Source organism: Roseobacter sp. HKCCA2468, from assembly GCF_037805105.1.
Classification (GTDB): domain Bacteria; phylum Pseudomonadota; class Alphaproteobacteria; order Rhodobacterales; family Rhodobacteraceae; genus M30B80.
This window is the reverse complement of record NZ_JBBLYN010000001.1, coordinates 1,014,092-1,037,349: the sequence shown is the minus strand read 5'-3', so window position 1 is coordinate 1,037,349 and position 23,258 is coordinate 1,014,092. Positions and strand designations below refer to the sequence as shown.

21 protein-coding genes and 1 pseudogene are annotated in these 23,258 nt (G+C 55.7%); 20 read left to right on the top strand and 2 right to left on the bottom strand.

Going from position 1 to position 23,258, the window contains the following annotated elements; all coding sequences use genetic code 11:
* Positions 1–21: 21 nt before the first annotated feature.
* From AAC620_RS05175 to AAC620_RS05080, 20 genes and pseudogenes are all read left to right on the top strand, one after another.
* The gene (locus AAC620_RS05175) at positions 22–645 is read left to right on the top strand and encodes an NADH-quinone oxidoreductase subunit C (protein ID WP_340243166.1); all 624 of its coding nucleotides are present in this window, start codon (positions 22–24) and stop codon (positions 643–645) included.
* Positions 642–1,865, top strand: coding sequence for an NADH-quinone oxidoreductase subunit D (locus AAC620_RS05170; RefSeq protein WP_340243165.1), 1,224 nt, complete (start codon positions 642–644; stop codon positions 1,863–1,865). Before AAC620_RS05175 ends, AAC620_RS05170 begins: the two co-directional genes overlap by 4 nt.
* A gap of 66 nt (positions 1,866–1,931) precedes the next feature.
* A pseudogene (nuoE, locus tag AAC620_RS05165) lies at positions 1,932–2,786 on the top strand (NADH-quinone oxidoreductase subunit NuoE); the annotation flags it as partial.
* A 194-nt stretch (positions 2,787–2,980) separates the two neighbouring features.
* Complete coding sequence (locus AAC620_RS05160; RefSeq protein ID WP_340243163.1) at positions 2,981–3,670, top strand: hypothetical protein; 690 nt, start codon at positions 2,981–2,983, stop codon at positions 3,668–3,670.
* 126 nt (positions 3,671–3,796) lie between these two features.
* Positions 3,797–4,069, top strand: coding sequence for a DUF5337 domain-containing protein (locus tag AAC620_RS05155; protein ID WP_317656064.1), 273 nt, complete (start codon positions 3,797–3,799; stop codon positions 4,067–4,069).
* A gap of 3 nt (positions 4,070–4,072) precedes the next feature.
* Complete coding sequence (nuoF, locus tag AAC620_RS05150; protein WP_317656062.1) at positions 4,073–5,359, top strand: NADH-quinone oxidoreductase subunit NuoF; 1,287 nt, start codon at positions 4,073–4,075, stop codon at positions 5,357–5,359.
* A 117-nt stretch (positions 5,360–5,476) separates the two neighbouring features.
* Entirely contained in the window at positions 5,477–5,920 is a 444-nt protein-coding gene (locus tag AAC620_RS05145) for a DUF5333 domain-containing protein (protein ID WP_340243160.1), read from the top strand.
* 70 nt (positions 5,921–5,990) lie between these two features.
* Complete coding sequence (gene nuoG, locus AAC620_RS05140) at positions 5,991–8,012, top strand: NADH-quinone oxidoreductase subunit NuoG (RefSeq protein WP_340243158.1); 2,022 nt, start codon at positions 5,991–5,993, stop codon at positions 8,010–8,012.
* A gap of 49 nt (positions 8,013–8,061) precedes the next feature.
* Entirely contained in the window at positions 8,062–8,448 is a 387-nt protein-coding gene (locus AAC620_RS05135; RefSeq protein WP_340243618.1) for a hypothetical protein, read from the top strand.
* A gap of 7 nt (positions 8,449–8,455) precedes the next feature.
* Positions 8,456–9,493 (top strand): NADH-quinone oxidoreductase subunit NuoH, encoded by a 1,038-nt coding sequence (gene nuoH / locus AAC620_RS05130; RefSeq protein ID WP_317656056.1) that lies wholly within the window; start codon positions 8,456–8,458, stop codon positions 9,491–9,493.
* 3 nt (positions 9,494–9,496) lie between these two features.
* On the top strand, positions 9,497–9,991 hold the full coding sequence (gene nuoI, locus AAC620_RS05125) for an NADH-quinone oxidoreductase subunit NuoI (RefSeq protein ID WP_340243154.1): 495 nt from the start codon (positions 9,497–9,499) through the stop codon (positions 9,989–9,991).
* 23 nt (positions 9,992–10,014) lie between these two features.
* A complete protein-coding gene (locus AAC620_RS05120; protein ID WP_317656053.1) occupies positions 10,015–10,431 on the top strand; it encodes a carboxymuconolactone decarboxylase family protein in 417 nt (138 codons plus the stop codon).
* A 3-nt stretch (positions 10,432–10,434) separates the two neighbouring features.
* Entirely contained in the window at positions 10,435–11,049 is a 615-nt protein-coding gene (locus tag AAC620_RS05115; protein ID WP_317656051.1) for an NADH-quinone oxidoreductase subunit J, read from the top strand.
* Between the two features lie 68 nt (positions 11,050–11,117).
* Positions 11,118–11,426, top strand: coding sequence for an NADH-quinone oxidoreductase subunit NuoK (gene nuoK, locus AAC620_RS05110; protein WP_317656049.1), 309 nt, complete (start codon positions 11,118–11,120; stop codon positions 11,424–11,426).
* A 4-nt stretch (positions 11,427–11,430) separates the two neighbouring features.
* Positions 11,431–13,572, top strand: coding sequence for an NADH-quinone oxidoreductase subunit L (gene nuoL / locus AAC620_RS05105; RefSeq protein WP_340243150.1), 2,142 nt, complete (start codon positions 11,431–11,433; stop codon positions 13,570–13,572).
* 9 nt (positions 13,573–13,581) lie between these two features.
* Positions 13,582–15,126 carry an NADH-quinone oxidoreductase subunit M gene (locus AAC620_RS05100; protein WP_317656046.1) on the top strand — a complete coding sequence of 515 codons (1,545 nt, stop codon included), beginning with the start codon at positions 13,582–13,584 and terminating at the stop codon, positions 15,124–15,126.
* Positions 15,127–15,136: 10 nt separating this feature from the next.
* Positions 15,137–16,573: an NADH-quinone oxidoreductase subunit NuoN gene (gene nuoN / locus AAC620_RS05095; RefSeq protein WP_340243146.1), complete on the top strand. Its 1,437-nt coding sequence runs from the start codon at positions 15,137–15,139 to the stop codon at positions 16,571–16,573.
* On the top strand, positions 16,563–17,318 hold the full coding sequence (locus AAC620_RS05090) for a biotin--[acetyl-CoA-carboxylase] ligase (RefSeq protein ID WP_340243144.1): 756 nt from the start codon (positions 16,563–16,565) through the stop codon (positions 17,316–17,318). The genes nuoN and AAC620_RS05090 overlap by 11 nt, the downstream gene beginning before the upstream one ends.
* A 12-nt stretch (positions 17,319–17,330) precedes the next feature.
* Complete coding sequence (locus AAC620_RS05085) at positions 17,331–18,107, top strand: type III pantothenate kinase (protein WP_317656040.1); 777 nt, start codon at positions 17,331–17,333, stop codon at positions 18,105–18,107.
* Positions 18,107–19,786 (top strand): ribonuclease J, encoded by a 1,680-nt coding sequence (locus AAC620_RS05080; protein WP_340243142.1) that lies wholly within the window; start codon positions 18,107–18,109, stop codon positions 19,784–19,786. Before AAC620_RS05085 ends, AAC620_RS05080 begins: the two co-directional genes overlap by 1 nt.
* Before the next feature lie 27 nt (positions 19,787–19,813).
* On the opposite strand, the gene AAC620_RS05075 is transcribed toward AAC620_RS05080, so the two are convergent.
* Positions 19,814–21,499: a DEAD/DEAH box helicase gene (locus AAC620_RS05075; protein ID WP_340243140.1), complete on the bottom strand. Its 1,686-nt coding sequence runs from the start codon at positions 21,497–21,499 to the stop codon at positions 19,814–19,816.
* 139 nt (positions 21,500–21,638) lie between these two features.
* Positions 21,639–23,258 carry a peptide chain release factor 3 gene (locus AAC620_RS05070; protein ID WP_317656034.1) on the bottom strand — a complete coding sequence of 540 codons (1,620 nt, stop codon included), beginning with the start codon at positions 23,256–23,258 and terminating at the stop codon, positions 21,639–21,641.

Here is a 23,258-nt window from a genome sequence, read left to right as displayed (position 1 = left end):
AACCAAAAAGAGAGTGACGCAATGAGCGACCAGGCCTTGCAAGAATTGGCGAATTATCTGGCCGAAAAGCAGCCCGAAGCCGTGATGGGCAGCACCATCACACGCGGCGAATTGACGGTTGAGGTCTCCTTGGCCCATCTGTTGGATTTCGTGGAATTCTTGAAACTCGACCGTAATTGCGCCTTTTCGACCTTGGTCGATGTGACCGCTGTGGATTACCCCGGTCGGGAGCGGCGCTTTGATTTGGTCTGGCATTTCTTGTCCATGTATCAAAATCAGCGCATCCGCCTTAAAGCGGCGCTGCGCGAGAATGAGATGGCCCCCTCCATTGTGTCGATTCACCCATCGGCGAATTGGTTCGAGCGTGAAGTGTTCGATATGTTCGGCATTCTCTTTACAGGCCATCCCGATCTGCGCCGCATTTTGACCGATTACGGCTTTCGCGGTCATCCGTTGCGCAAGGATTTCCCGACCACTGGCTATGTCGAGCTGCGCTATGACGAGGCGCTTAAGCGTGTGGTCTACGAGCCTGTAAAACTGGTTCAAGAATACCGCCAATTTGATTTCATGAGCCCATGGGAAGGCGCGCAATATGTGCTGCCCGGGGATGAGAAGGCAGACCAAGCCAAGGAGGCGCAGAAATGATGGACGGCTCCAAAGGATTTGAAGACGCGCTGACAGGCGAGCAGAAAATTCGCAATTTCAATATCAATTTCGGGCCACAACACCCCGCCGCGCATGGCGTGTTGCGTTTGGTGCTAGAATTGGACGGCGAGATTTGCGAGCGCTGCGATCCGCATATCGGCCTTTTGCATCGTGGCACAGAAAAGCTGATGGAAAGCCGCACCTATCTGCAAAACCTGCCCTATTTCGACCGTTTGGATTACGTTGGCACGATGAACCAAGAGCACGCATGGTGCTTGGCGATCGAACGTATGACAGGTGTCGAGGTGCCGCGCCGCGCCCAGTTGATCCGTGTTCTCTATTGCGAGATCGGGCGTATCTTGAACCATTTGCTGAACGTAACAACGCAGGCGATGGATGTGGGCGCGCTGACGCCACCCCTTTGGGGCTTTGAGGAGCGCGAAAAGCTGATGGTGTTCTACGAGCGCGCCTGTGGTGCGCGTTTGCACGCAGCCTATTTCCGCCCCGGTGGCGTGCACCAAGACCTGCCCCCTGAATTGATTGCGGATATCGATACATGGGCGCAGGACTTCCCGCGCGTATTGTCAGATATTGACGGGCTTTTGACCGAAAACCGCATCTTCAAACAGCGCAATGTCGATATTGGCATTGTCACTGAAGAAGATATTCAAAACTGGGCATTCTCGGGGGTTATGGCGCGCGGGTCTGGTTTGGCATGGGATTTGCGCCGCGCACAGCCCTATGAATGCTATGACGAGTTCGAATTCCAAATCCCTGTGGGCAAGAATGGCGATTGCTATGATCGCTACCTGTGCCGCATGGAGGAAATGCGCCAATCCATTTCGATCATCCGCCAAGCCTGTGCCAAGTTGCAACTGCCCGAAAATCAGGGCGATGTTCTGGCACGCGGCAAGATCACCCCGCCCTCACGCGGTGAGATGAAAACCTCGATGGAGGCGCTGATCCATCACTTCAAACTTTACACCGAGGGCTTCCACGTCCCTGAGGGCGAAATTTACGCCGCGGTCGAGGCCCCGAAAGGTGAGTTTGGTGTCTATCTGGTTTCTGATGGCAGCAACAAACCTTACCGCTCTAAGATCCGCGCCCCTGGATTTGCGCATCTTCAGGCGATGGATCACCTATGCCGCGGCCACCAATTGGCGGATGTGTCTGCTGTTCTTGGGTCGCTTGATGTTGTGTTTGGTGAGATTGACCGCTGATCTCGGATCGGCCTTTGCAGCGGCGGGATCACTGCCGCGTTCAACCTGTTGACGGAAAACTTTACGATGCTCAGACGCCTTCATTCGGAACAGCCAGATAGCTTTGCCTTTACCCCTGAAAATCAGGCATGGGCTCAGGCGCAGATCACCAAATATCCCGAAGGACGTCAGGCTTCGGCGATTATTCCCCTGTTGTGGCGCGCACAAGAACAGGAAGGGTGGCTCAGCAAGCCTGCGATTGAATATGTCGCTGATATGCTCGGCATGGCCTATATCCGCGCCTTGGAAGTCGCGACCTTCTATTTCATGTTCCAATTGCAGCCCGTGGGCAGCGTGGCGCATATTCAGGTTTGCGGCACCACCTCCTGCATGATCTGTGGCGCGGAAGATTTGATTGGCATTTGCCGCGAGAAAATTTCCCCCAACCCGCATGAGCTGTCGAAAGATGGCAAGTTCTCGTGGGAAGAGGTCGAATGTTTGGGCGCCTGTTCCAACGCGCCAATGGCGCAGATCGGCAAGGACTATTACGAAGACCTGACGGCGGCGCGCCTGTCTGAGATTATTGATGAATTGTCGGCAGGCAAGGTGCCGACACCGGGGCCACAAAATGGCCGCTACACATCCGAGCCTGCATCGGGTCTGACCAGTCTGGCCGCACATGAAAAGGGCCGCGATCCGCTGAATGCCTCCGCGCGATTGGCGGCAGATATCGGTGATACGGTCAAGCGGATTGATGGCACCGAGGTGCCATTGCTAGCCCCGTGGGGTAAGCAGTCATCTGCTGGCCTTCCCAAGGAGGCCGCGCGGCCTAAACCCGCAAATGCGGCGAAGAAAGCCCCTGCGAAAAAGCCTGCTGCGAAGAAACCAGCCGCCAAAAAGGCGGCCGCAAAGCCCACATCGCGCAAGCCAAAGTCGAGCGAATAAGCGGCTTTACCACGTAAAACTCGGATCAATTCCACAAAAAACCCGCCTTTATGGCGGGTTTTTTACATCTTACCCCATGAAAAGATGTTTTTTATATGTGAAAAGATAGGGTAAGTTGCGGGGCATTAAGGCGCGACAGGCGCATGTCGAAATCAGTGATCAAAAATCTACGATCAGACGGGGGAAAATAAATGAGCGAGAATTCAGGGGGTTTGACCTGTGCAGCTGTGTCATGGGGCTTGGCGGCATTGGTCGGCGCATTTGCAGGGGTGCTTGTGGCAGTCCTTGGTGATTGGAGCTTTATGCAAGCGGTGTTTGCGGCCGTGATCGTGGCGGTTGGTGTGGGGTTGTTTTTGATGCTCACGCTGTGTCGCAGCTTGCCTGAGCCCGCCAATAAGAGTGTGTCTGCGCCACAGCCCGCAACGCCAAAACCCGCGGCCCCGAAGGCGGCGGCACCTGCAGCATCCGCAACAACAAAACCTGCTGCAAAACCTAAAGCCGCCCCCAAGCCAAAAGCAGCGGCAAAACCCAAAGCCACAGCAAAACCCAAAGCGCCTGCCAAAGCCGCCGCGCCTGCGGCCACCACAGGTGCAGGCACGCGCCCTGCCGCCTTGAGCGCCGCGCGCGCCTCGGGGGCAGATGATCTGAAAATGATCAAAGGCGTTGGCCCGAAACTGGAGGCGTTGCTCAATCGTCTAGGGTTTTACCATTTTGACCAAGTGGCCTCTTGGACGGCGGATGAGGTCGCATGGGTTGATCAGAACCTCGAAGGGTTCAAGGGCCGCGTCAGCCGCGATAATTGGGTCGCGCAAGCCAAAACCTTGGCCGCAGGTGGACAAACGGAATTCTCAAAACGCGTTGGCGATGGGGATGTCTACTAAGTCCTAATACGAATTCCTGCAAAAGGCGGCTCTGCATCCCAGATGCGGGGCCGCTTTTTCTTGCAGCTTGCAGCCACCCCCGTTACAACCCCGAGCAAATGACATGCCATGTTGCAGACCAAATGAATGACCCGCAAACTGCCCATGCAAAACGCTGAAGATGCCGCGCTCGACCGCAAGGGGCGGGTGGCTGCCTTGGTTATTGCGGGGGCAATGCTGTTGTGGATGTTGATGCAGGCCATTGGTGCCCATCTTGGGTGGCCTGCGAGACTGGCTTTTTTGTTTGACCTTGCGGCAATTGCGGCCCTTTTCTGGGCGCTTGTGGTAACGTATCAGGTATGGCAAGGCCGTAAAAAACTCCGTGCGGGGCACGGGCAGCGCCAGAACGACAAGGACTAGGACATGCTTCAGGATAAAGACCGCATCTTTACCAACATCTATGGGATGCATGAGCGCAGCCTGAAAGGCGCAAAGGCGCGGGGCCATTGGGATGGCACCAAAGACCTGATTGCGCTGGGCCGTGACAAAATCATTGAGATCATGAAAGCATCGGGATTGCGGGGCCGTGGCGGGGCAGGGTTCCCCACAGGTCTGAAATGGTCCTTCATGCCGAAGGAAAGCGATGGTCGCCCCTCCTACTTGGTGGTGAATGCGGACGAATCTGAGCCTGGCACCTGTAAAGACCGCGAGATCATGCGCCATGACCCGCATACGCTGATTGAGGGGTGTTTGATCGCCTCTTTCGCGATGGGGGCCCATGCCTGTTATATCTATATCCGCGGTGAATATATCCGCGAACGCGAGGCCCTGCAGGCCGCGATTGATGAATGTTATGATGCGGGCCTTCTGGGCAAAAATGCCGCGAAATCGGGTTGGGATTTTGATCTATACCTGCATCACGGGGCAGGGGCCTATATTTGCGGCGAGGAAACCGCACTTCTTGAAAGCCTTGAGGGCAAAAAAGGCATGCCACGCATGAAGCCACCCTTCCCTGCGGGGGCGGGTCTTTATGGATGCCCGACCACGGTGAACAATGTCGAATCAATAGCAGTTGTGCCGACCATTTTGCGCCGTGGGGCTGAATGGTTTGCGGGCTTTGGGCGCCCCAATAATGCAGGGACAAAACTTTTTGCGATTTCTGGCCATGTGAACACCCCTTGCGTGGTGGAAGAGGCGATGTCGATCACCTTTGAGGAATTGATCGAGCGTCATTGCGGCGGCATTCGCGGTGGTTGGGATAACCTTAAGGCGGTCATTCCCGGTGGATCATCTGTGCCCTGTATCCGTGGTGAGGATATGCGCGAAGCGATCATGGATTTTGATTATCTGCGCGAACAGCGCTCTGGCCTTGGCACAGCAGCGGTGATCGTGATGGATAAATCCACAGACATCATCAAAGCGATTTGGCGTTTGTCGAAATTCTACAAACACGAATCTTGTGGCCAATGCACGCCTTGCCGCGAAGGCACGGGCTGGATGATGCGCGTGATGGATCGTTTGGTCAAAGGCGAGGCATCGGTTGAAGAAATCGATATGCTGCTTGATGTGACCAAGCAGGTTGAAGGTCATACAATTTGCGCGCTTGGTGATGCGGCTGCATGGCCGATCCAAGGTTTGATCCGCAATTTCCGTGATGAAATTGAAGATCGCATCAAATCAAAACGCGGTGCCGCGATTGCAGCAGAATGAGAGAGAACGGGGCCCTTGCGGCCCCGTTTTTGTATCTATCGTTGGCCTAAGCCCTGCACGGGCTTGTGAATTGCGCTCTGGCACCCGATGTGGCCTGATTTGAATATGGTAACGCAGATGCACAAATCCCCACGAAATGGCCCGCGCGCAATGATGCGTGCCTTGGCCGTTACGCTGCTTTTGGCGGCTGCGGCGATGCCTGCAAGGGCTGAGGATCGCTTTGATGCCTTGCGTAACGATCCCCAAATTCATGAGGGTCTTTTGGTCATCTCAATCGGGCGATTGGTGCGCAATCATTGTGACAGTATCAATGCACGCATTCTGCGCGCTTGGGCTTTTGCACAAAGCTTGGTTGATCGCGGCATATCCTTGGGCTATTCGCGTGCTGAGCTAGAAGACTATCTCGATAGCGATGCTGACAAAGCACGATACCGTGCCCTAGCAGCGGCCTATCTGGCAGAGCGCGAAGCAAGTGTCGAAGATGCCCAATCTATGTGCAGATTGGGCCGCGATGAAATTTCTTCGCAGTCAGCCGTTGGCAGATTGCTTATTGAGGGTTAGAAGGCACCAAAAGCGAATTTGCAGGGCATAAATTCCAGACCCGCCCTGAGGCCAACGAAGGACCGCGCGCATGAGCGACCTGAGAAAAATCGTAATTGATGGGAATGAGATCGAGGTGGAAGGGGCGATGACCCTGATCCAAGCTTGTGAAGTGGCAGGAATCGAAATTCCGCGCTTCTGCTATCACGAGCGCCTCTCCATCGCGGGCAACTGCCGGATGTGTTTGGTTGAGGTTGTGGGTGGCCCCCCCAAACCTGCGGCCTCTTGCGCGATGCAGGTGCGCGATTTGCGCCCCGGTCCAGAAGGTCAGCCGCCTGTGGTGAAAACCAATTCGCCTATGGTGAAGAAAGCCCGCGAAGGGGTGATGGAGTTTCTTCTGATCAACCACCCGCTGGATTGCCCGATTTGTGACCAAGGCGGTGAATGTGATCTGCAAGATCAGGCCATGGCTTATGGCGTGGATTTCAGCCGGTATCGCGAACCCAAACGTGCCTCAGAAGATTTGGATTTGGGCCCCTTGGTCGAAACCCATATGACGCGCTGCATTTCCTGCACGCGCTGCGTGCGCTTCACCACCGAGGTGGCGGGGATCACCCAAATGGGCCAGACAGGCCGTGGCGAGGATGCAGAGATCACCTCTTATCTTGGGGAAACTTTGAATTCGAACTTGCAGGGCAACATTATCGACCTGTGCCCTGTGGGCGCGCTGACCTCCAAGCCTTATGCCTTTACCGCGCGGCCTTGGGAGTTGAGCAAGACCGAGACTATCGATGTGATGGACGCGCTTGGCAGCAATATTCGCGTGGATACAAAAGGACGCGAAGTGATGCGCATCCTGCCGCGCAACCATGATGGCGTGAACGAGGAATGGATTTCGGATAAAACCCGCTTTGTGTGGGATGGCCTGCGCCGCCAGCGGCTTGATGTGCCCTATATCCGCGAAAAAGGTAAATTGCGCAAAGCAACGTGGGGCGAGGCTTTGGCCAAAGCCGCGGAGGCGCTGAAAGGCGCTAAGAAAATTGCGGGTCTCGTGGGTGATTTGGCCCCCGTTGAGGCGATTTTCGCAATGAAACAGATGATCGAGGGTCAAGGTGGCGTTGTAGAATGCCGCACCGATGGCGCGAAATTGCCCGAAGCCAATCGCGCGGCCTATGTGGGCACAGCGGCGATTGAAGATATTGATCACGCAGATCATATCATCCTAATCGGCACCAACCCCCGCCTTGAGGCCCCCGTGCTCAATGCGCGGATTCGCAAAGCATGGGCGCGCGGCGCAAATGTCGAGGTGATCGGCGAAGCGGCTGATCTGACCTATGACTATGCACATCTGGGCACAGATCGTGCGGCCTTGGAGAAAACCTTGTCCCGTGCGGCAGGGGCGGTCGCAAAACAGGCATCACTGGTCATCATCGGTCAAGGCGCCCTGCGCGAGGCCGATGGCGAGGCGGTTTTGGCCGCAGCGCAAGCCGTGGCTGAGAAAACCAAATCGGGCCTCTTGGTCTTGCACACGGCCGCGGCCCGCGTGGGCGCGATGGATGTGGGCGCTGTTACCAAGGGGGGGCTGAGCGCCGCGGTAAAAGATGCGGATGTCATCTATAACCTCGGCGCAGATGAGGTTGAGATCGCCGATGGTGCTTTTGTCATCTATCAAGGCAGCCACGGGGATCGTGGCGCGCATCGTGCGGATGTCATTCTGCCTGCTGCGGCTTATACCGAAGAAAATGGTCTCTTCGTAAACACCGAAGGGCGTCCGCAATTGGCGCTGCGCGCGAATTTCCCGCCCAATGAGGCCAAGGAAAATTGGGCGATTTTGCGCGCGCTTTCCGCTGAATTGGGCGCAACATTGCCTTACGACACCCAAACCCAATTGCGTCAGGCCTTGGTGAAAGCCGTGCCGCATTTGGCTATGGTGGACGAGTTGCCCGCAAATTCAGGTGCGGCTCTGACGCAAAAGGCCTTGGGCAAGGCAGATTTCAAATCGGCCATTGCAGATCATTACCTAACCAACCCGATTGCCCGCGCCAGCCAATTGATGGCCGAGCTATCCGCGAATGCAAAGGCGCGTAATGCGGCCGCACTGGCGGCTGAATGAAGAAATGATGTTCCGCGATTTACATCATATTATCTCGAAACGGGGTTCTATGATGGTCGCGGGGCTGATATGGGCGGGCTTAGGCCTTGCGGGATGCCAGACTATTCCGCGTTACGATCAAGGGCCACCCGCTTTTTATGACGGTGTAGAGACAAGACTACTGGACGACGACTTGGTGAATTTCATCGTGCAAATGTCAGGCGCGGCCACGACAAGTAATGTCGAGGACTATGCCAAATGTGCGGCAGCGCAATATGCGCTGATCCGCGGATATGGTTTTGCGCGACATGTGCGCACAAATGTATACGAAGAGGGTGGCATTTGGCGCGGAGATGCGGTTTACACCATCTCGCCATCGCTCCCGCTCGGGTCGCAGACGATAGATGCAGAAGTCATCGTTGCGGCCTGTCAGGATAACGGCATACCGACGGTTTGAGGACGACATGGACGGTTTCTTATCAACCACGCCCGGAATGATGCTGATCATCGCAGCACAATGTTTGCTTGTGATCGGCTTTGTGATGGTTTCGCTACTTTTCCTTGTTTATGGCGACCGCAAAATCTGGGCGGCTGTTCAGATGCGCCGCGGCCCCAATGTGGTGGGTGTGTTTGGCCTGTTGCAGACCGTGGCCGATGCGCTGAAATATGTCGTGAAGGAGGTCGTGATCCCCGCAGGTGCGGATCGCCCCGTGTTCCTTCTGGCACCAATGACCAGTTTTGTCTTGGCCATGATTGCTTGGGCGGTGATCCCGTTCAACGATACATGGGTTTTGGCCGATTTGAACGTGGCAATCCTGTATGTTTTCGCGATTTCCTCGCTTGAGGTTTATGGCGTGATCATGGGGGGATGGGCGTCCAACTCGAAATATCCGTTCCTTGGCTCTTTGCGTTCGGCAGCGCAAATGATCTCTTATGAGGTGTCGATTGGTCTGATCATCGTTGGGGTGATCATTTCGACTGGATCGCTGAACTTTGGCGATATCGTGCGCGCGCAGGACGGGGATTTCGGCCTGTTCTCGTGGTATTGGTTGCCGCATTTGCCGATGGTGTTTTTGTTCTTCATCTCGGCGCTTGCCGAAACCAACCGCCCGCCCTTCGATCTGCCCGAAGCGGAGTCGGAACTGGTCGCGGGCTATCAAGTTGAATATTCTTCGACACCGTTCTTGCTGTTCATGGCCGGCGAATATATCGCAATTTTCTTGATGTGCGCGCTGATGACGCTGTTGTTCTTCGGCGGTTGGCTGTCGCCCATTCCAGGGGTCGCAGATGGCGCGCTGTGGATGGTCGCTAAGATGGCCGTATTCTTCTTCTTCTTCGCGATGGTAAAGGCGGTTGTGCCGCGCTACCGCTATGACCAATTGATGCGCATCGGTTGGAAAGTGTTCCTGCCTATGTCTTTGGCTTGGGTCGTTTTGGTCGCCTTCCTCGCAAAGTTTGAACTCTTTGGTGGGGCATATGCCCGTTGGGCAATTGGGGGCTGAACGATGACACAGATCGATTATACCCGTGCTGCAAAATATTTCTTGCTGGTCGACTTTTTTAAGGGCTTCAAGCTGGGCTTTAAGTATTTCTTTGCCCCCAAAGTGACCGTCAATTACCCGCATGAAAAGGGGCCGTTGTCTCCGCGTTTTCGCGGTGAACATGCGCTGCGCCGCTATCCTAATGGCGAAGAACGCTGCATCGCGTGTAAATTATGCGAGGCGATTTGCCCCGCACAGGCGATTACGATTGACGCTGAACCCCGCGAGGACGGCAGCCGCCGCACCACGCGCTACGATATCGATATGACCAAATGCATCTATTGCGGTTTCTGCCAAGAGGCTTGCCCTGTGGATGCGATTGTTGAAGGGCCGAATTTCGAATTCGCCACTGAAACCCGTGAAGAACTGTATTACGACAAGGCCAAACTTCTGGCCAATGGTGAGAGATGGGAAGCGGAAATTGCCCGCAACCTAGAGTTGGACGCGCCGTATCGGTAAGTCCGAACCTGTGAGTGTGTAAAATGAGTAACGAGTCCCCCCAGAACCCTTTCGAGGCATTGATGCGCCAAACGCAAGAGATGACACAGGACTTCCTCAAGGCGGTTAACCCCGCCATGGCGAATATTACTGCGTCAAACCTTGATAAACTTTGGCCCACCATGCCCGCCGAAATGATGGAGGCTTTCTTTGGAAAGCAATTCAATCCTGGGGGTTTGGACGCGAAAACGCGGCTGCTTTTGACCCTGCATGGTCTGACCGTTCAGGGCGCATTGGCCGAGGCGCAAATCCGTATGACGGTGCGCCACGCGGTCGAGGCAGGGGCAAGCCCGCAAGAGATTGCTGAGACCATTGGCATGGCCGCGATGTTTGGCGGTGTGCCTGCGATGAACAAAGCGATGGAACTGGCCAAAGCGGCCATTGACGAAGGCGAGGACTGAAATATGGGCGTGGCCGATATCACCTTCTATGCGTTTTCAACCGTTCTGGTTGCCGCAGCACTTTTGGTGGTGCTGGCCCGCAACCCCGTGCATTCGGTTCTGTGGCTGATCCTCAGCTTCCTGTCTGCGGCGGGTTTGTTCGTCCTTTTGGGCGCTGAATTTGTCGCGATGCTGCTGATCATTGTCTATGTGGGCGCGGTGGCGGTGTTGTTCCTCTTTGTGGTGATGATGTTGGACGTTGATTTCGCCGAACTTAAGGCGGGAATGGCGCAATATATGCCACTCGCGCTTTTGATTGGTGTGGTTTTGTTGATCCAGCTTGGCCTTGCCTATGGCACATGGGCCTTTTCAGATGGGATTGATACCCGCCTTGGCAACCCAACCCCCGCAATTGATCAGATGCACAACACCAAAGCCTTGGGGATGATCCTTTATGATCATTACCTGTTGGTGTTCCAATTGGCAGGTTTGGTTTTGTTGGTTGCGATGGTGGGCGCGATTGTTCTGACGCTGCGCCACCGCGTAGACGTCAAACGCCAGAATGTCTTGGCACAAATGTATCGTGATCCTGCGAAAGCGATGGAACTAAAAGACGTAAAGCCTGGTCAAGGGCTGTGACAAAAGCGGGGCTTTTGGCCCTGCAGAATATTGAATGACCATGAGGGAAACCCCCTCGGAGGGACGAGATGACGATCGGACTGGAACACTACCTGACGGTGGCGGCTGCGCTCTTTGTGATCGGGATTTTTGGCATCTTCCTCAATCGGAAGAATGTCATCGTGATCCTGATGTCAGTCGAATTGATTTTGCTATCGGTGAATATCAACCTTGTCGCCTTTTCCTCCTATTTGGGGGATTTGACGGGGCAGGTCTTTACCATGTTCGTCCTGACAGTCGCCGCGGCAGAGGCCGCGATTGGTCTTGCGATCCTTGTCTGTTTCTTCCGCAACCGTGGCACCATCGCGGTTGAAGATGTTTCGAATATGAAGGGCTGAGCCGATGGAAACGATCCTGCTTTTTGCACCGCTCATCGGCGCGCTTTTGGCTGGCTTTGGCTGGCGGTGGTTTGGTGAACAACTCGCCTGCATCATTGCAACCGCGCTTTTGTTCTTGTCGATGATCCTGTCTTGGGCCGTGTTCATCGGGTTTGATGGCGAAACCTATTCCATCTCAATCCTGCGTTGGGTGGAATCAGGCAGCCTGTTCACGGATTGGGCCATTCGCATTGATCGCTTAACGGCGATTATGTTGATTGTGATCACCTCTGTCTCTGCGCTGGTGCATCTTTATTCCTTTGGCTACATGGCGCATGATGACAATTTCCGCGAAGGCGAAAGCTATCGCCCGCGGTTCTTTGCCTATCTGTCGTTCTTCACTTTTGCCATGCTGATGCTGGTGACCGCGGATAACCTGCTGCAACTCTTCTTCGGGTGGGAAGGGGTCGGGGTCGCCTCCTATCTTTTGATTGGCTTCTATTTCCGCAAGCCAAGCGCAGGTGCGGCGGCGATGAAGGCCTTTATCGTCAACCGCGTTGGCGATTTCGGCTTCCTGTTGGGGATCTTCGGTCTGTATTGGATGGCGGACTCGATCCAATTCGATGTGATTTTGCCGATGGGTGCGGAATTGGCAGAGCAAAGCTTTGCCTTCCTCGGTTTTGAGGTAAATGCCGCCAATACAATCGCAATGCTGTTGTTCATCGGTGCGATGGGGAAATCGGCGCAGCTCTTGCTGCACACATGGTTGCCTGACGCGATGGAAGGCCCGACCCCTGTATCCGCGCTGATCCACGCTGCAACCATGGTGACGGCGGGGGTCTTCTTGGTCTGCCGTATGTCGCCAATTATGGAATACGCCCCCTTTGCTACAAATTTCATCATCATCCTTGGCGCGCTGACCGCGTTCTTTGCGGCCACGGTTGGATTGGTGCAGAACGATATCAAGCGCGTCATCGCCTATTCCACCTGTTCGCAATTGGGATATATGTTCGTTGCGGCAGGGGTTGGGGTCTATTCGGTGGCGATGTTCCACCTCTTCACCCACGCATTCTTCAAAGCAATGCTGTTCCTTGGCGCGGGCTCGGTCATCCACGCGATGCATCATGAACAGGATATGCGCAATTACGGCGGATTGCGGAAGAAGATCCCCTATACATTCGCGGCCATGCTGATTGGCACATTGGCCATCACGGGCGTTGGTATCCCGCTGACCTATTATGGCTTTGCAGGGTTCCTGTCCAAAGATGCGGTGATTGAAAGCGCCTATGCCTTTGGCGGTGGTTTGGGCCATTACGCCTTCTGGATGTTGGTGATCGCTGCTGCCTTCACCAGCTTCTATTCATGGCGTTTGATGTTCCTCACATTCTTTGGCACTCCGCGGGGTGACAAGCACACGCATGATCACGCACATGAAAGCCCTGTGGTGATGTTGATCCCGCTTGGCGTTCTGGCCTTTGGTGCGGTGTTTGCCGGTATGATCTGGCTGAAGCCGTTCTTTGGGCATCCAGATGAGGTCGGTAAATTCTTTGGCGTCCCCTATGCTGAGGCGATGGCCCATGGTGAAGGGGATGCAACCCATGGCACCGAAGGTCACACCGATGCGGCCATGGCCGAAGCAGGTCATGATGCGACCCATGCCGCCACGCATGAGGGCACAGCCGAAGCTGAACATCACTACGTCTTTACGGGCGCACCTGGTGAAGGGGCCATCCACCAAGCCCCGGATAACACGGTTCTCAGTGACGCGCATGAAGTGCCCAAATGGGTCAAAGTTGCGCCGTTTATCGCGATGTTGGGCGGGCTGCTTGTGGCTTATATCTTCTACATCGCTGTCCCAAGCCTTCCTGCCCGTTGGGCAGCGGTCAACCGCCCGCTTTATCTGTTCTTGCTGAACAAGTGGTATTTTGACGAGATTTATGACGCGGTCTTTGTGCGCCCTGCTCAGGCGATTGGCCGTGTCTTTTGGAAGCTTGGCGATACCAAAATCATTGACGGGGGGATCAACGGCCTTGCCCTTGGGATCATCCCCTTCTTAACCCGCCTCGCAGGGCGTGCGCAGTCGGGTTACGTTTTCCATTATGCATTTGCCATGGTGGTCGGTGTGGTAGCACTGATCACATGGATCAGCCTTTCGATCGGAGGCTAAGGGATTTCCATGGACAACTTACTTTCCATCGTCACCTTCCTGCCTATGGTTGCGGCCCTCATCCTTGCGCTGTTTTTGCGCGGCGAGGATGAGGCGGCACAGCTTGGAGCCAAGCGTTTGGCGCTGGCAGCCACCACAGCAACCTTCCTGATCTCCTTGGCGATCCTTGTGCAATTCGATGCGAATGACACGGGCTTCCAAATGGTGGAAGAACGCGAATGGCTCTTTGGCCTCAGCTATAAATTGGGCGTAGACGGGATCAGCGTGCTATTCGTTCTGCTGACCACATTCTTGATGCCGATTACAATCGCTGCCTGTTGGGGTGTAGAGCATCGCGTCAAAGAATACATGATCGCGCTTTTGGTTCTCGAAAGCCTGATGATCGGCGTCTTTGTGGCATTGGATTTGGTGCTGTTCTACCTGTTCTTCGAAGCAGGCCTGATCCCGATGTTCCTAATTATTGGGATTTGGGGCGGCAAAAACCGCATCTATGCGGCGTTCAAATTCTTCCTCTACACCTTCCTTGGCTCGGTGCTGATGCTGGTGGCGATGGTGGCGATGTATATCGATGCCGGCACCACCGATATCCCAACATTGCTGACACATGAATTCTCGGCGGCAGGCATCAGCCTCTTTGGATGGCAGATCGCAGGTGGGATGCAGATGTTGCTTTGGCTTGCTTTCTTCGCGTCCTTTGCCGTCAAAATGCCAATGTGGCCTGTCCATACATGGTTGCCCGATGCACACGTTCAGGCGCCAACCGCAGGCTCTGTGGTTCTGGCGGCAATCTTGCTGAAGATGGGCGGATACGGTTTCTTGCGCTTTAGCTTACCAATGTTCCCAGTCGCCTCTGACATCATGGCGCCATTGGTGCTGTGGATGTCTGTGATTGCGATCATCTACACTTCACTGGTCGCGATGGTGCAAGAAGATATGAAAAAGCTGATCGCTTACTCATCAGTTGCGCATATGGGATATGTGACGATGGGGATTTTCGCCGCCAATCAACAAGGTGTAGATGGCGCGATTTTCCAAATGATCAGTCACGGCTTTGTTTCGGGGGCATTGTTCCTCTGTGTTGGCGTCATCTATGATCGCATGCATACGCGCGAGATTGATGCTTATGGCGGTCTGGTAAATCGGATGCCCGCTTATGCGGCGGTGTTCATGCTGTTCACCATGGCCAATGTGGGCCTTCCTGGCACATCGGGCTTTGTCGGCGAATTCCTGACCTTGATGGGTGTTTTCCATGTGAACACGTTGATTGGGCTTTTGGCGGCAACAGGCGTGATCTTGTCGGCGGCCTATGCGCTGTGGCTCTATCGCCGCGTGGTGTTTGGTGACCTGATCAAGGAAAGCCTGAAATCCATCACCGACATGACCGCGCGCGAAAAGGCGATTTTCGCGCCATTGGTGGTGATGACCATTCTATTGGGTGTCTATCCGAGCCTCGTCACCGATATTATTGGCCCCTCGGTAGAGGCGCTTTTGTCGAATTATCACACAAGCGTTGCGGAGTTTGCCCCCGCAACTGCCCTTGCAGCCAGCCATTGAGGAATTTCTAATGATCGGCGCAGACCTCGCAGTTTTGATCCCAGAGATTGTCCTGTCCATCTATGCGATGGCGGGGCTGATGTTGGCTGTTTACACAACCAAAGATGGCATGGCGCCTGCCTTGACCTACGCGACCGCCGCAGTCTTTGCGATTATGGCGCTCTATGTCGCGGCAACAGGTCAAGGCGATGCAAGCAGCTTTGGTGGCATGATCGTGGTTGATGATTTTGCGCGCTTTGCCAAAATTGTGATCCTTTTATCCGCGGCGGCAATTTTGATCGTGGGCCAAGAGGCGATGCAGAAATCGGGCCTTGGTCGGTTCGAATATCCGATGATTGTCACCTTGGCGGTTGTTGGCATGATGATCATGGTGTCCGCTGGTGATTTGATCGTGCTTTACATGGGGTTGGAGCTGCAATCCCTAGCCCTTTATGTGGTTGCCGCCTTGCGCCGTGACAGTGTCCGCTCAACCGAAGCGGGCCTTAAATATTTCGTGCTTGGCGCTCTCTCCTCGGGTCTTTTGCTCTATGGCGCGTCCCTCGTTTACGGCTTTGCGGGCACCACGCTTTTTGCGGGCATCATCGAGGCATCGATGGGCAGTATGTCTTTGGGTATGGTGTTTGGCCTTGTCTTTATGGCGGCAGGTCTGGCCTTCAAAGTATCAGCGGCCCCGTTCCATATGTGGACACCTGATGTTTATGAGGGCGCACCAACCCCTGTGACAGCCCTTTTCGCAACTGCCCCGAAAATGGCCGCAATGGGGCTATTTGCCCGTGTGGTCTACGATGCCTTTGGCATGGCCATTTCCGATTGGCAGCAGATCGTTGCGGCCTTGGCGGTTTTGTCGATGTTTGTCGGGGCCATTGCAGCCATTGGCCAAACCGATATCAAACGCCTGATGGCTTATTCCTCCATCGGGCATATGGGTTTTGCCCTGATGGGTCTGGCGTCTGGCACGGGGCAGGGTGTCGAGGCGATGCTGATCTATATGGCGATTTATGTGACCATGAATATTGGTGTTTTCTCCTTCATCATGTCGATGGAGAAAGATGGTTACCCCGTCACTGATATCTCTGCCTTGAACGGCTATGCCACCGCGCAATCGGGCCAGGCCTTGGCGGTTTTGGTGCTGATGTTCAGTCTTGCGGGTGTCCCACCCATGTTGGGCTTTTTCGCGAAATACGCGGTCTTGGTCGCGGCTGTTGATGCGGGCTTGGTGTGGTTGGCCGTGGCAGGGGTCATCGCCTCTGTGATCGGCGCCTACTATTATTTGCGTATCGTCTATTTCATGTATTTTGGCGAACCGCGCGAAGGCCTAGATGGGCGGATGTCGATCATCCAATTCTTGGGCCTGACGATTTCCGCTGTGGTCATGATTGCGGGCATTGTGAATTTGTTCGGGATTGACCATTTGGCGGCCAACGCGGCGCAGGCACTTGTGCGCTGACAGCACGGCGGTTGAACGGGTCATTTTAGCCCGTGTCGACAGCACCATGGCCGAAGCGGAGCGGCGCTTGCGCGCCGCGCCGCTAGAGCGACCCACATGGATTTTGGCCCATACCCAAGAAGCGGGATATGGTCGGCGGGGGCGGGCATGGCGCGCCCCCCTTGGTAACTTCACAGCCTCACTCATCCTGCCACTCAACTGCCCCCCGCAAGAGGCAGCTTTGCGCTCGTTCACCGCGGCGCTGGCCTTGCGCGATGCTTTGGCCAATTATGTGGCGCCTGACGCATTGACCTTAAAATGGCCCAATGATGTGCTGCTTCATGGTCAGAAAATCGCGGGCATCCTGCTGCAAAGCCACGCGATCACTGCGGGCCAGCAGGGGCATTTGGTGATCGGCATCGGTGTGAACCTTCGGCACAGCCCAGATGTGGCGGGCCTTGAGGAGGGCGCGCTTGCGCCCATTGATCTGTTCAGCGTTGCAGGCCAATGCCCAGACCCTGAAACCTTTTTAGATCAGCTGACCCCGCGCATGGCTCATTGGGAGGCGCAGATCTCTCAGCAGGGTTTTGCCCCTGTGCGCGCCGCATGGATGACCCACGCCGCCAAGCGCGGCGAAGTCATTTTGGCGCGTTTGCCCAATCGGGACATTCGTGGTGTTTTTGACGATGTCGATGAAACTGGTAATCTGATATTAACCACGCCAAGCGGGCCTTGTGCTATTGCGGCGGCGGATATTTATTTTTAGGGGGCGTGCGAGATGCTTCTTTGCGTGGATTGCGGCAATACGAATACAGTGTTTTCCCTTTGGGATGGCGCGCAATTTCTGTGCACATTACGCACCGCAACCGAGCATCAACGCACCGCAGATCAATATTACGTTTGGTATTCGACCTTGATGGATCATTATGGGCTAAAACCCAAGATTGACGCGGTGATTATCTCCTCAACTGTGCCACGCGTGGTGTTTAACTTGCGCGTGTTGTGTGATCGCTATTTCGACTGCCGCCCGCTTGTGGTTGGTAAATCTGAGTGTCTCTTGCCTGTGCCGCCACGGGTGGATGCAGGCACGCAAGTGGGGCCTGACCGCTTGGTCAATACCGCGGGCGCCTATGATCGCCATGGCGGCGATTTGATTGTGGTGGATTTTGGCACAGCAACCACCTTTGACGTTGTGGCCGAGGATGGCGCTTATGTGGGTGGTGTTATCGCGCCTGGCGTAAACCTTAGCCTTGAAGCATTGCATCATGCAGCCGCCGCCTTGCCCCATGTGGATGTGACAAAACCGCAATCGGTGATTGGCACCAATACGGTGGCCTGCATGCAGTCGGGCGTGTTTTGGGGCTATGTGGGCCTTGTGCGTGGTATTTGTGACCGCATTCGCGCCGAGCGCGACCGCCCGATGCGGATAGTTGGGACAGGGGGGCTTGCGCCGCTCTTCTCTACGGGCGATGTGTTGTTTGACAGGATCGAAGATGATCTGACCATGCATGGTCTGACCGTGATCCATAAATATAACGAGGAACAGGCAAGCTGATGAGCGATCGAAACAGGCTGATCTATCTTCCCCTTGGCGGGGCAGGTGAGATCGGAATGAACGCATATGTCTATGGTGTTGGAGAACAAGGTGCGGAGCGTTTGATCCTTGTCGATTGCGGCGTCAGCTTTCCCGACATGGATGGTCAACCTGGCGTTGACCTGATCCTGCCTGATATCGCGTGGTTGGAAGAACGCGCAGATCGCCTTGAGGGGATTTTCATCACCCACGCCCATGAAGATCACGTTGGCGCCCTTGGCCATTTGTGGGGGCGCCTGCGCGCGCCTGTTTACGCCCGTAATTTCACGGCCATCCATGCGCGCCGAAAATTGGAGGAGGCGGGTCACGAGCCGGATCAGGTGCGGGTCGTTCGGGCCTATCCCGAAGTGGTGGAAGCAGGCCCGTTCAAGGTGCAATTTGCCCCCGTCTCGCATTCCATCCCTGAAAGCTCGGGCCTTGTTATCGACACTGAACATGGCCGTGTGGTGCATTCGGGTGATTTCAAAATCGATACGAACCCGATGGTCGGCGAACCCTTTGACGAAGCCATGTGGGGCGAGATCGCAGGGAAGGGGGTCTTGGCCTATATCTGCGACAGCACCAATGTGTTTTCGCGCCATGAGGGGCGCAGCGAAAGCCAGTTGCCAGAACCCATCACAGCGCTGATTGGGCGCGCGCGGGGTATGATGGTGGCGACCACCTTTGCCTCCAATGTTGCGCGGGTGAAAACCTTGGCCGATGCCGCGGTGGCCAATGGCCGTTCCGTTTGTCTGCTGGGCCGTGCGATGCAACGCATGATCCGCGCCTCGGTCGAGGCAGGCGTGCTGACAGATTTCCCCTCGACCGTGTCAGTTGAGGAGGCCCGCGATATCCCACGCGAAAACCTCATGCTGATTGTGACAGGCAGTCAGGGGGAACGGCGGGCAGCCTCGGCGGCCCTATCGCGCGGCTCTTATTTGGGGATGGAGCTGAAAGAGGGCGATATGTTCCTGTTCTCATCCAAAACAATTCCGGGCAATGAGGTTTCCGTGGGGCGTATTCAAAACGCGCTTGCAGAAATCGGGGTAGAGATTGTGGATGAACAATCGGGCTTTTTCCATGTGTCGGGCCATGCCAATCGCCCCGATTTGGAAAAGATGCATGATATTTTGCGTCCACGTATCCTTGTGCCCAATCATGGTGAATTCCGCCATTTGCGCGAACATGCGCGGCTTGCCACGGAAAAGGGAATGCTTGGCCTTGTAGCGCCAAATGGCACAATGTTGGAATTGTCAGGCAATGCGCCCGCTGCGGTCGAATATGTCGAGGTCGCGCGCGATTACCTAGATGGCAGCACACGGGTGGGCGCCTATGACGGGGTGATCCGTGATCGCATGAAACTGGCCCTAAACGGCCTTGTGATTGCGGCGCTGATTGTCGATGAAGATGACAGCTTGATTGAAGATGCATGGGTCGAGCTGCGTGGCCTGCCAGATCATTTGCGCAATGGCCATGGCAGTTTAACCGAGATGCTCGAGGATGAATTGGCCGATCTTCTGCCGCGTCTGGATCGCAAGATCACCCGTGATGACGACAAGATTGAGGAGGCGGTGCGCCGCGCCATCCGCCAATCTGTTCAGGCTGAAATCGGCAAAAAGCCTGAGGTCAGCGTGATTATCAGCCGCCTTGTCGCTGAATAACAAAACGCCCCAAGATGGGGCGTTTTGTTATTCTTCTGATACTGCTTCGGCGGGGGTTTCTGCCCCTTCCGCCTCAGGTTTTTCTTTAGGTTTGCGCGGGCTGCGCTTGCGCTTTGGCTTTGGGGCCTCCTCAGTGGCGGCCACGGGCGTCTCAATCTCTTGCGCCTCAGCTTGGCTCTGCTCATCCTCTGTATCGGCAGGAACATAGCTGCTGCTTGGCCCGCGGCGTTCGTCAAAGCTGAGCGCGATGAAGCTTGGCAAATGCTCACCCATGCCAACAACACGATGTCCGCCACCTTGTCCGCCGCGATTGCGTCCGCCGCGCTCATGGCGGTCATGGCTGCGCTCGGGGTGCGGCGCCGCGCTGCTCGGCGTTGGCTGGGGCGGGGTGTTGTCTTCGGACACCTCTTTGGGCGCTTCGGTCTGTGTTTCAGTCTTTGCTGTGCTGCCTTCATCGCCCTCGTGCGACTTGCGGCGACCACGCCCCCCGCGGCTGCGGCGGGGTTTGTCGCGGTCATCATTCGCCGCGTCCGCTTCATGAGGCTTTTGCGCGTTTGTGGGGCTCCATGGCAGGGGCTCATCAGTCGGAATGGGCTTGCCAATCAAGGCCTCAATCGCCGTGAGATATTTTTCATCTGCAGGCACCGCGATGGTGATTGCGCGGCCCTTACGCCCTGCGCGGCCCGTGCGGCCAATACGGTGGACGTAATCCTCGGCGTGGGAGGGGACGTCATAATTGAACACATGGCTTACGCTTGGCACATCAAGCCCGCGCGCGGCCACATCTGAGGCCACAAGAAAGCGAAGGCTTCCTTCGCGGAACCCATCCAAGGTACGCATGCGTTGCGATTGATCCAAATCGCCATGAATAGGGGCCGCATCCAGCCCGTGTTTCTTCAACGATTTTGCGACTATATCGACATCCACCTTGCGATTGCAGAAGATGATGGCATTTGTGCAACCCTCGCCCTCTGCGGCAATCGCGGCGCGCAGCATGGTGCGCTTTTCTTTCGCGCTTGTGTCGCGGCGGGTGGGTTTGAAAGAAAACAACGCCTGCGTGATTGTGTCGGATGTCGTGGATTGGCGCGCCACTTCGATCCGCGCAGGGTTCGACAAAAATGTTGATGTGATCCGCTCAATCTCTGGGGCCATCGTGGCAGAGAAAAAGAAGGTTTGGCGCGTGAAGGGCGTCAGCGAGAAAATCCGCTCAATATCTGGGATAAAGCCCATATCCAACATGCGGTCGGCCTCATCCACCACCATGATCTGAACGCCCGTCAACAGCAGTTTGCCGCGCTCGAAATGATCCAAGAGACGGCCTGGTGTTGCGATCAGAACATCGACACCCCGATCAATCAGAAGGTCTTGCTCTTTGAATGACACCCCGCCAATCAGCAGCGCTTTGGTCAGTTTCAGATGCTTGGTGTAGGTGTCGAAATTTTCGGCCACCTGTGCCGCCAATTCGCGGGTGGGACAAAGAACAAGGCTGCGTGGCATCCGCGCCCGTGCCCGACCCCGTGCCAAAAGCGTGATCATGGGCAATGTGAAACTGGCGGTTTTGCCTGTGCCCGTCTGGGCAATCCCCAAAACATCGCGCCCTTCCAATGCGGGGGGGATCGCGCCTGCCTGAATGGGGGTTGGGGTTTCATACCCTGCTTCAGATATAGCTTTCAGAACCTTCGGATTGAGGTTTAGATCGGTGAATTTGGTCATATGCGTCCGTTCTGGCCAGTCTCAACTGGCATATGTGAAGGAGCGCATATCCTCGCGCGCTCCGCGGCGTGATCCTTGGCCAGATTGCCAAGAATGGACAAGCATTTAGCCGAAACCACGGCAAGGGTCAAACGGGGTGTTAAACCATCAATTCCTTGGTCGCCGAGAGCCGCACATCGGGGTAGTCGCGTTCGACACGATCAATGTCCCATTGCAGGCGCGTCAGATACACAGGGTCGCCATCATTATCGACCGCCATATGTTGTTTATTGGCGGTCGCAAATGCATCGACCTTGTCGCGCGCGCCATGCACCCATCGGGCCGATGTGAATTGGCTGGCTTCAAAGCGCACGGGCAGGCCATATTCCAGTTCTATCCGACTGGCGAGAACCTCGAATTGCAGCGCGCCCACAACGCCCACGATAAAACCTGAGCCAAGCTGTGGCTTAAAGATTTTTGCAGCCCCCTCTTCGGCGAATTGCATCAGGGCCTTTTCAAGGTGTTTGGCCTTCATCGGGTCGCCTGCGCGCGCCACTTGCAACAATTCAGGCGCGAAACTGGGTATCCCTGTAAAGCGCAGCGCCTCCCCTTCGGTCAGGGCATCCCCGATGCGCAACTGCCCGTGATTGGGAATGCCGATGATGTCGCCTGCCCATGCCTCTTCCGCCAATTCGCGGTCAGCGGCGAGGAAGAGCACGGGGTTGGATACAGCCATCGGTTTCTTAGAGCGCACATGATGCAGTTTCATGCCCCGCTCAAAATGTCCTGACGCCAAACGAATAAAGGCCACGCGATCGCGGTGTTTTGGGTCCATATTGGCCTGAACTTTGAACACGAAGCCCGTAACCTTGCCTTCCTCTGGCGCAATTTCGCGCGGATCGGCCGTTTGCACCTGTGGCGCGGGGCCGAATTCGGCAATGCCTTCCATCAATTCCCGCACCCCAAATGAGTTGATGGCCGAGCCGAACCAAATCGGGGTCATCGCACCCGCAAGGAATGTGGCGCGGTCAAAGGCGGGCAGCAATTCGCGCGCCATCTCGATTTCTTCGCGCAGCTTGGCCAGCTGTGCTTCGGGGATGTGATCCGCAAGTTTGGGGTCATCTAGCCCACTCATCTTGACCGTTTCGGCAACGCGGTTGCGATCTGCGCGATCCATCAATTCAAGCCGATCATGGATCAGGTCGTAGCACCCCAAGAAATCGCGCCCCATCCCAATGGGCCAACTGGCGGGAGCCACATCAATCGCGAGGTTTTCTTGGATTTCGTCAATGATTTCGAATGTGTCGCGGCTTTCGCGATCCATCTTGTTGCAGAAGGTGAGGATGGGCAAATCGCGCAAGCGGCAAACCTCAAAGAGCTTTTGGGTCTGGCTTTCTACGCCCTTGGCCCCATCAATCACCATGATGGCGGCATCCACCGCCGTAAGCGTGCGGTAGGTATCCTCTGAGAAATCGCTGTGGCCGGGGGTGTCCACAAGGTTAAAGCGGAACTCGCGGTAATCAAAGGACATGGCCGATGCCGAGACCGAGATGCCCCGATCCTGTTCCATTTTCATAAAGTCCGAGCGCGTGCGCCGTGCTTCGCCTTTGGCGCGCACTTGACCCGCCATTTGAATGGCACCGCCATAGAGCAAGAATTTCTCGGTCAGCGTGGTCTTGCCCGCGTCTGGGTGGGAAATGATCGCAAAGGTGCGTCTGCGCCCGATTTCAGGCGGCAGGGCAGGGCGATTGGCGAGGGGTGAAGGCGATATATCGGACAT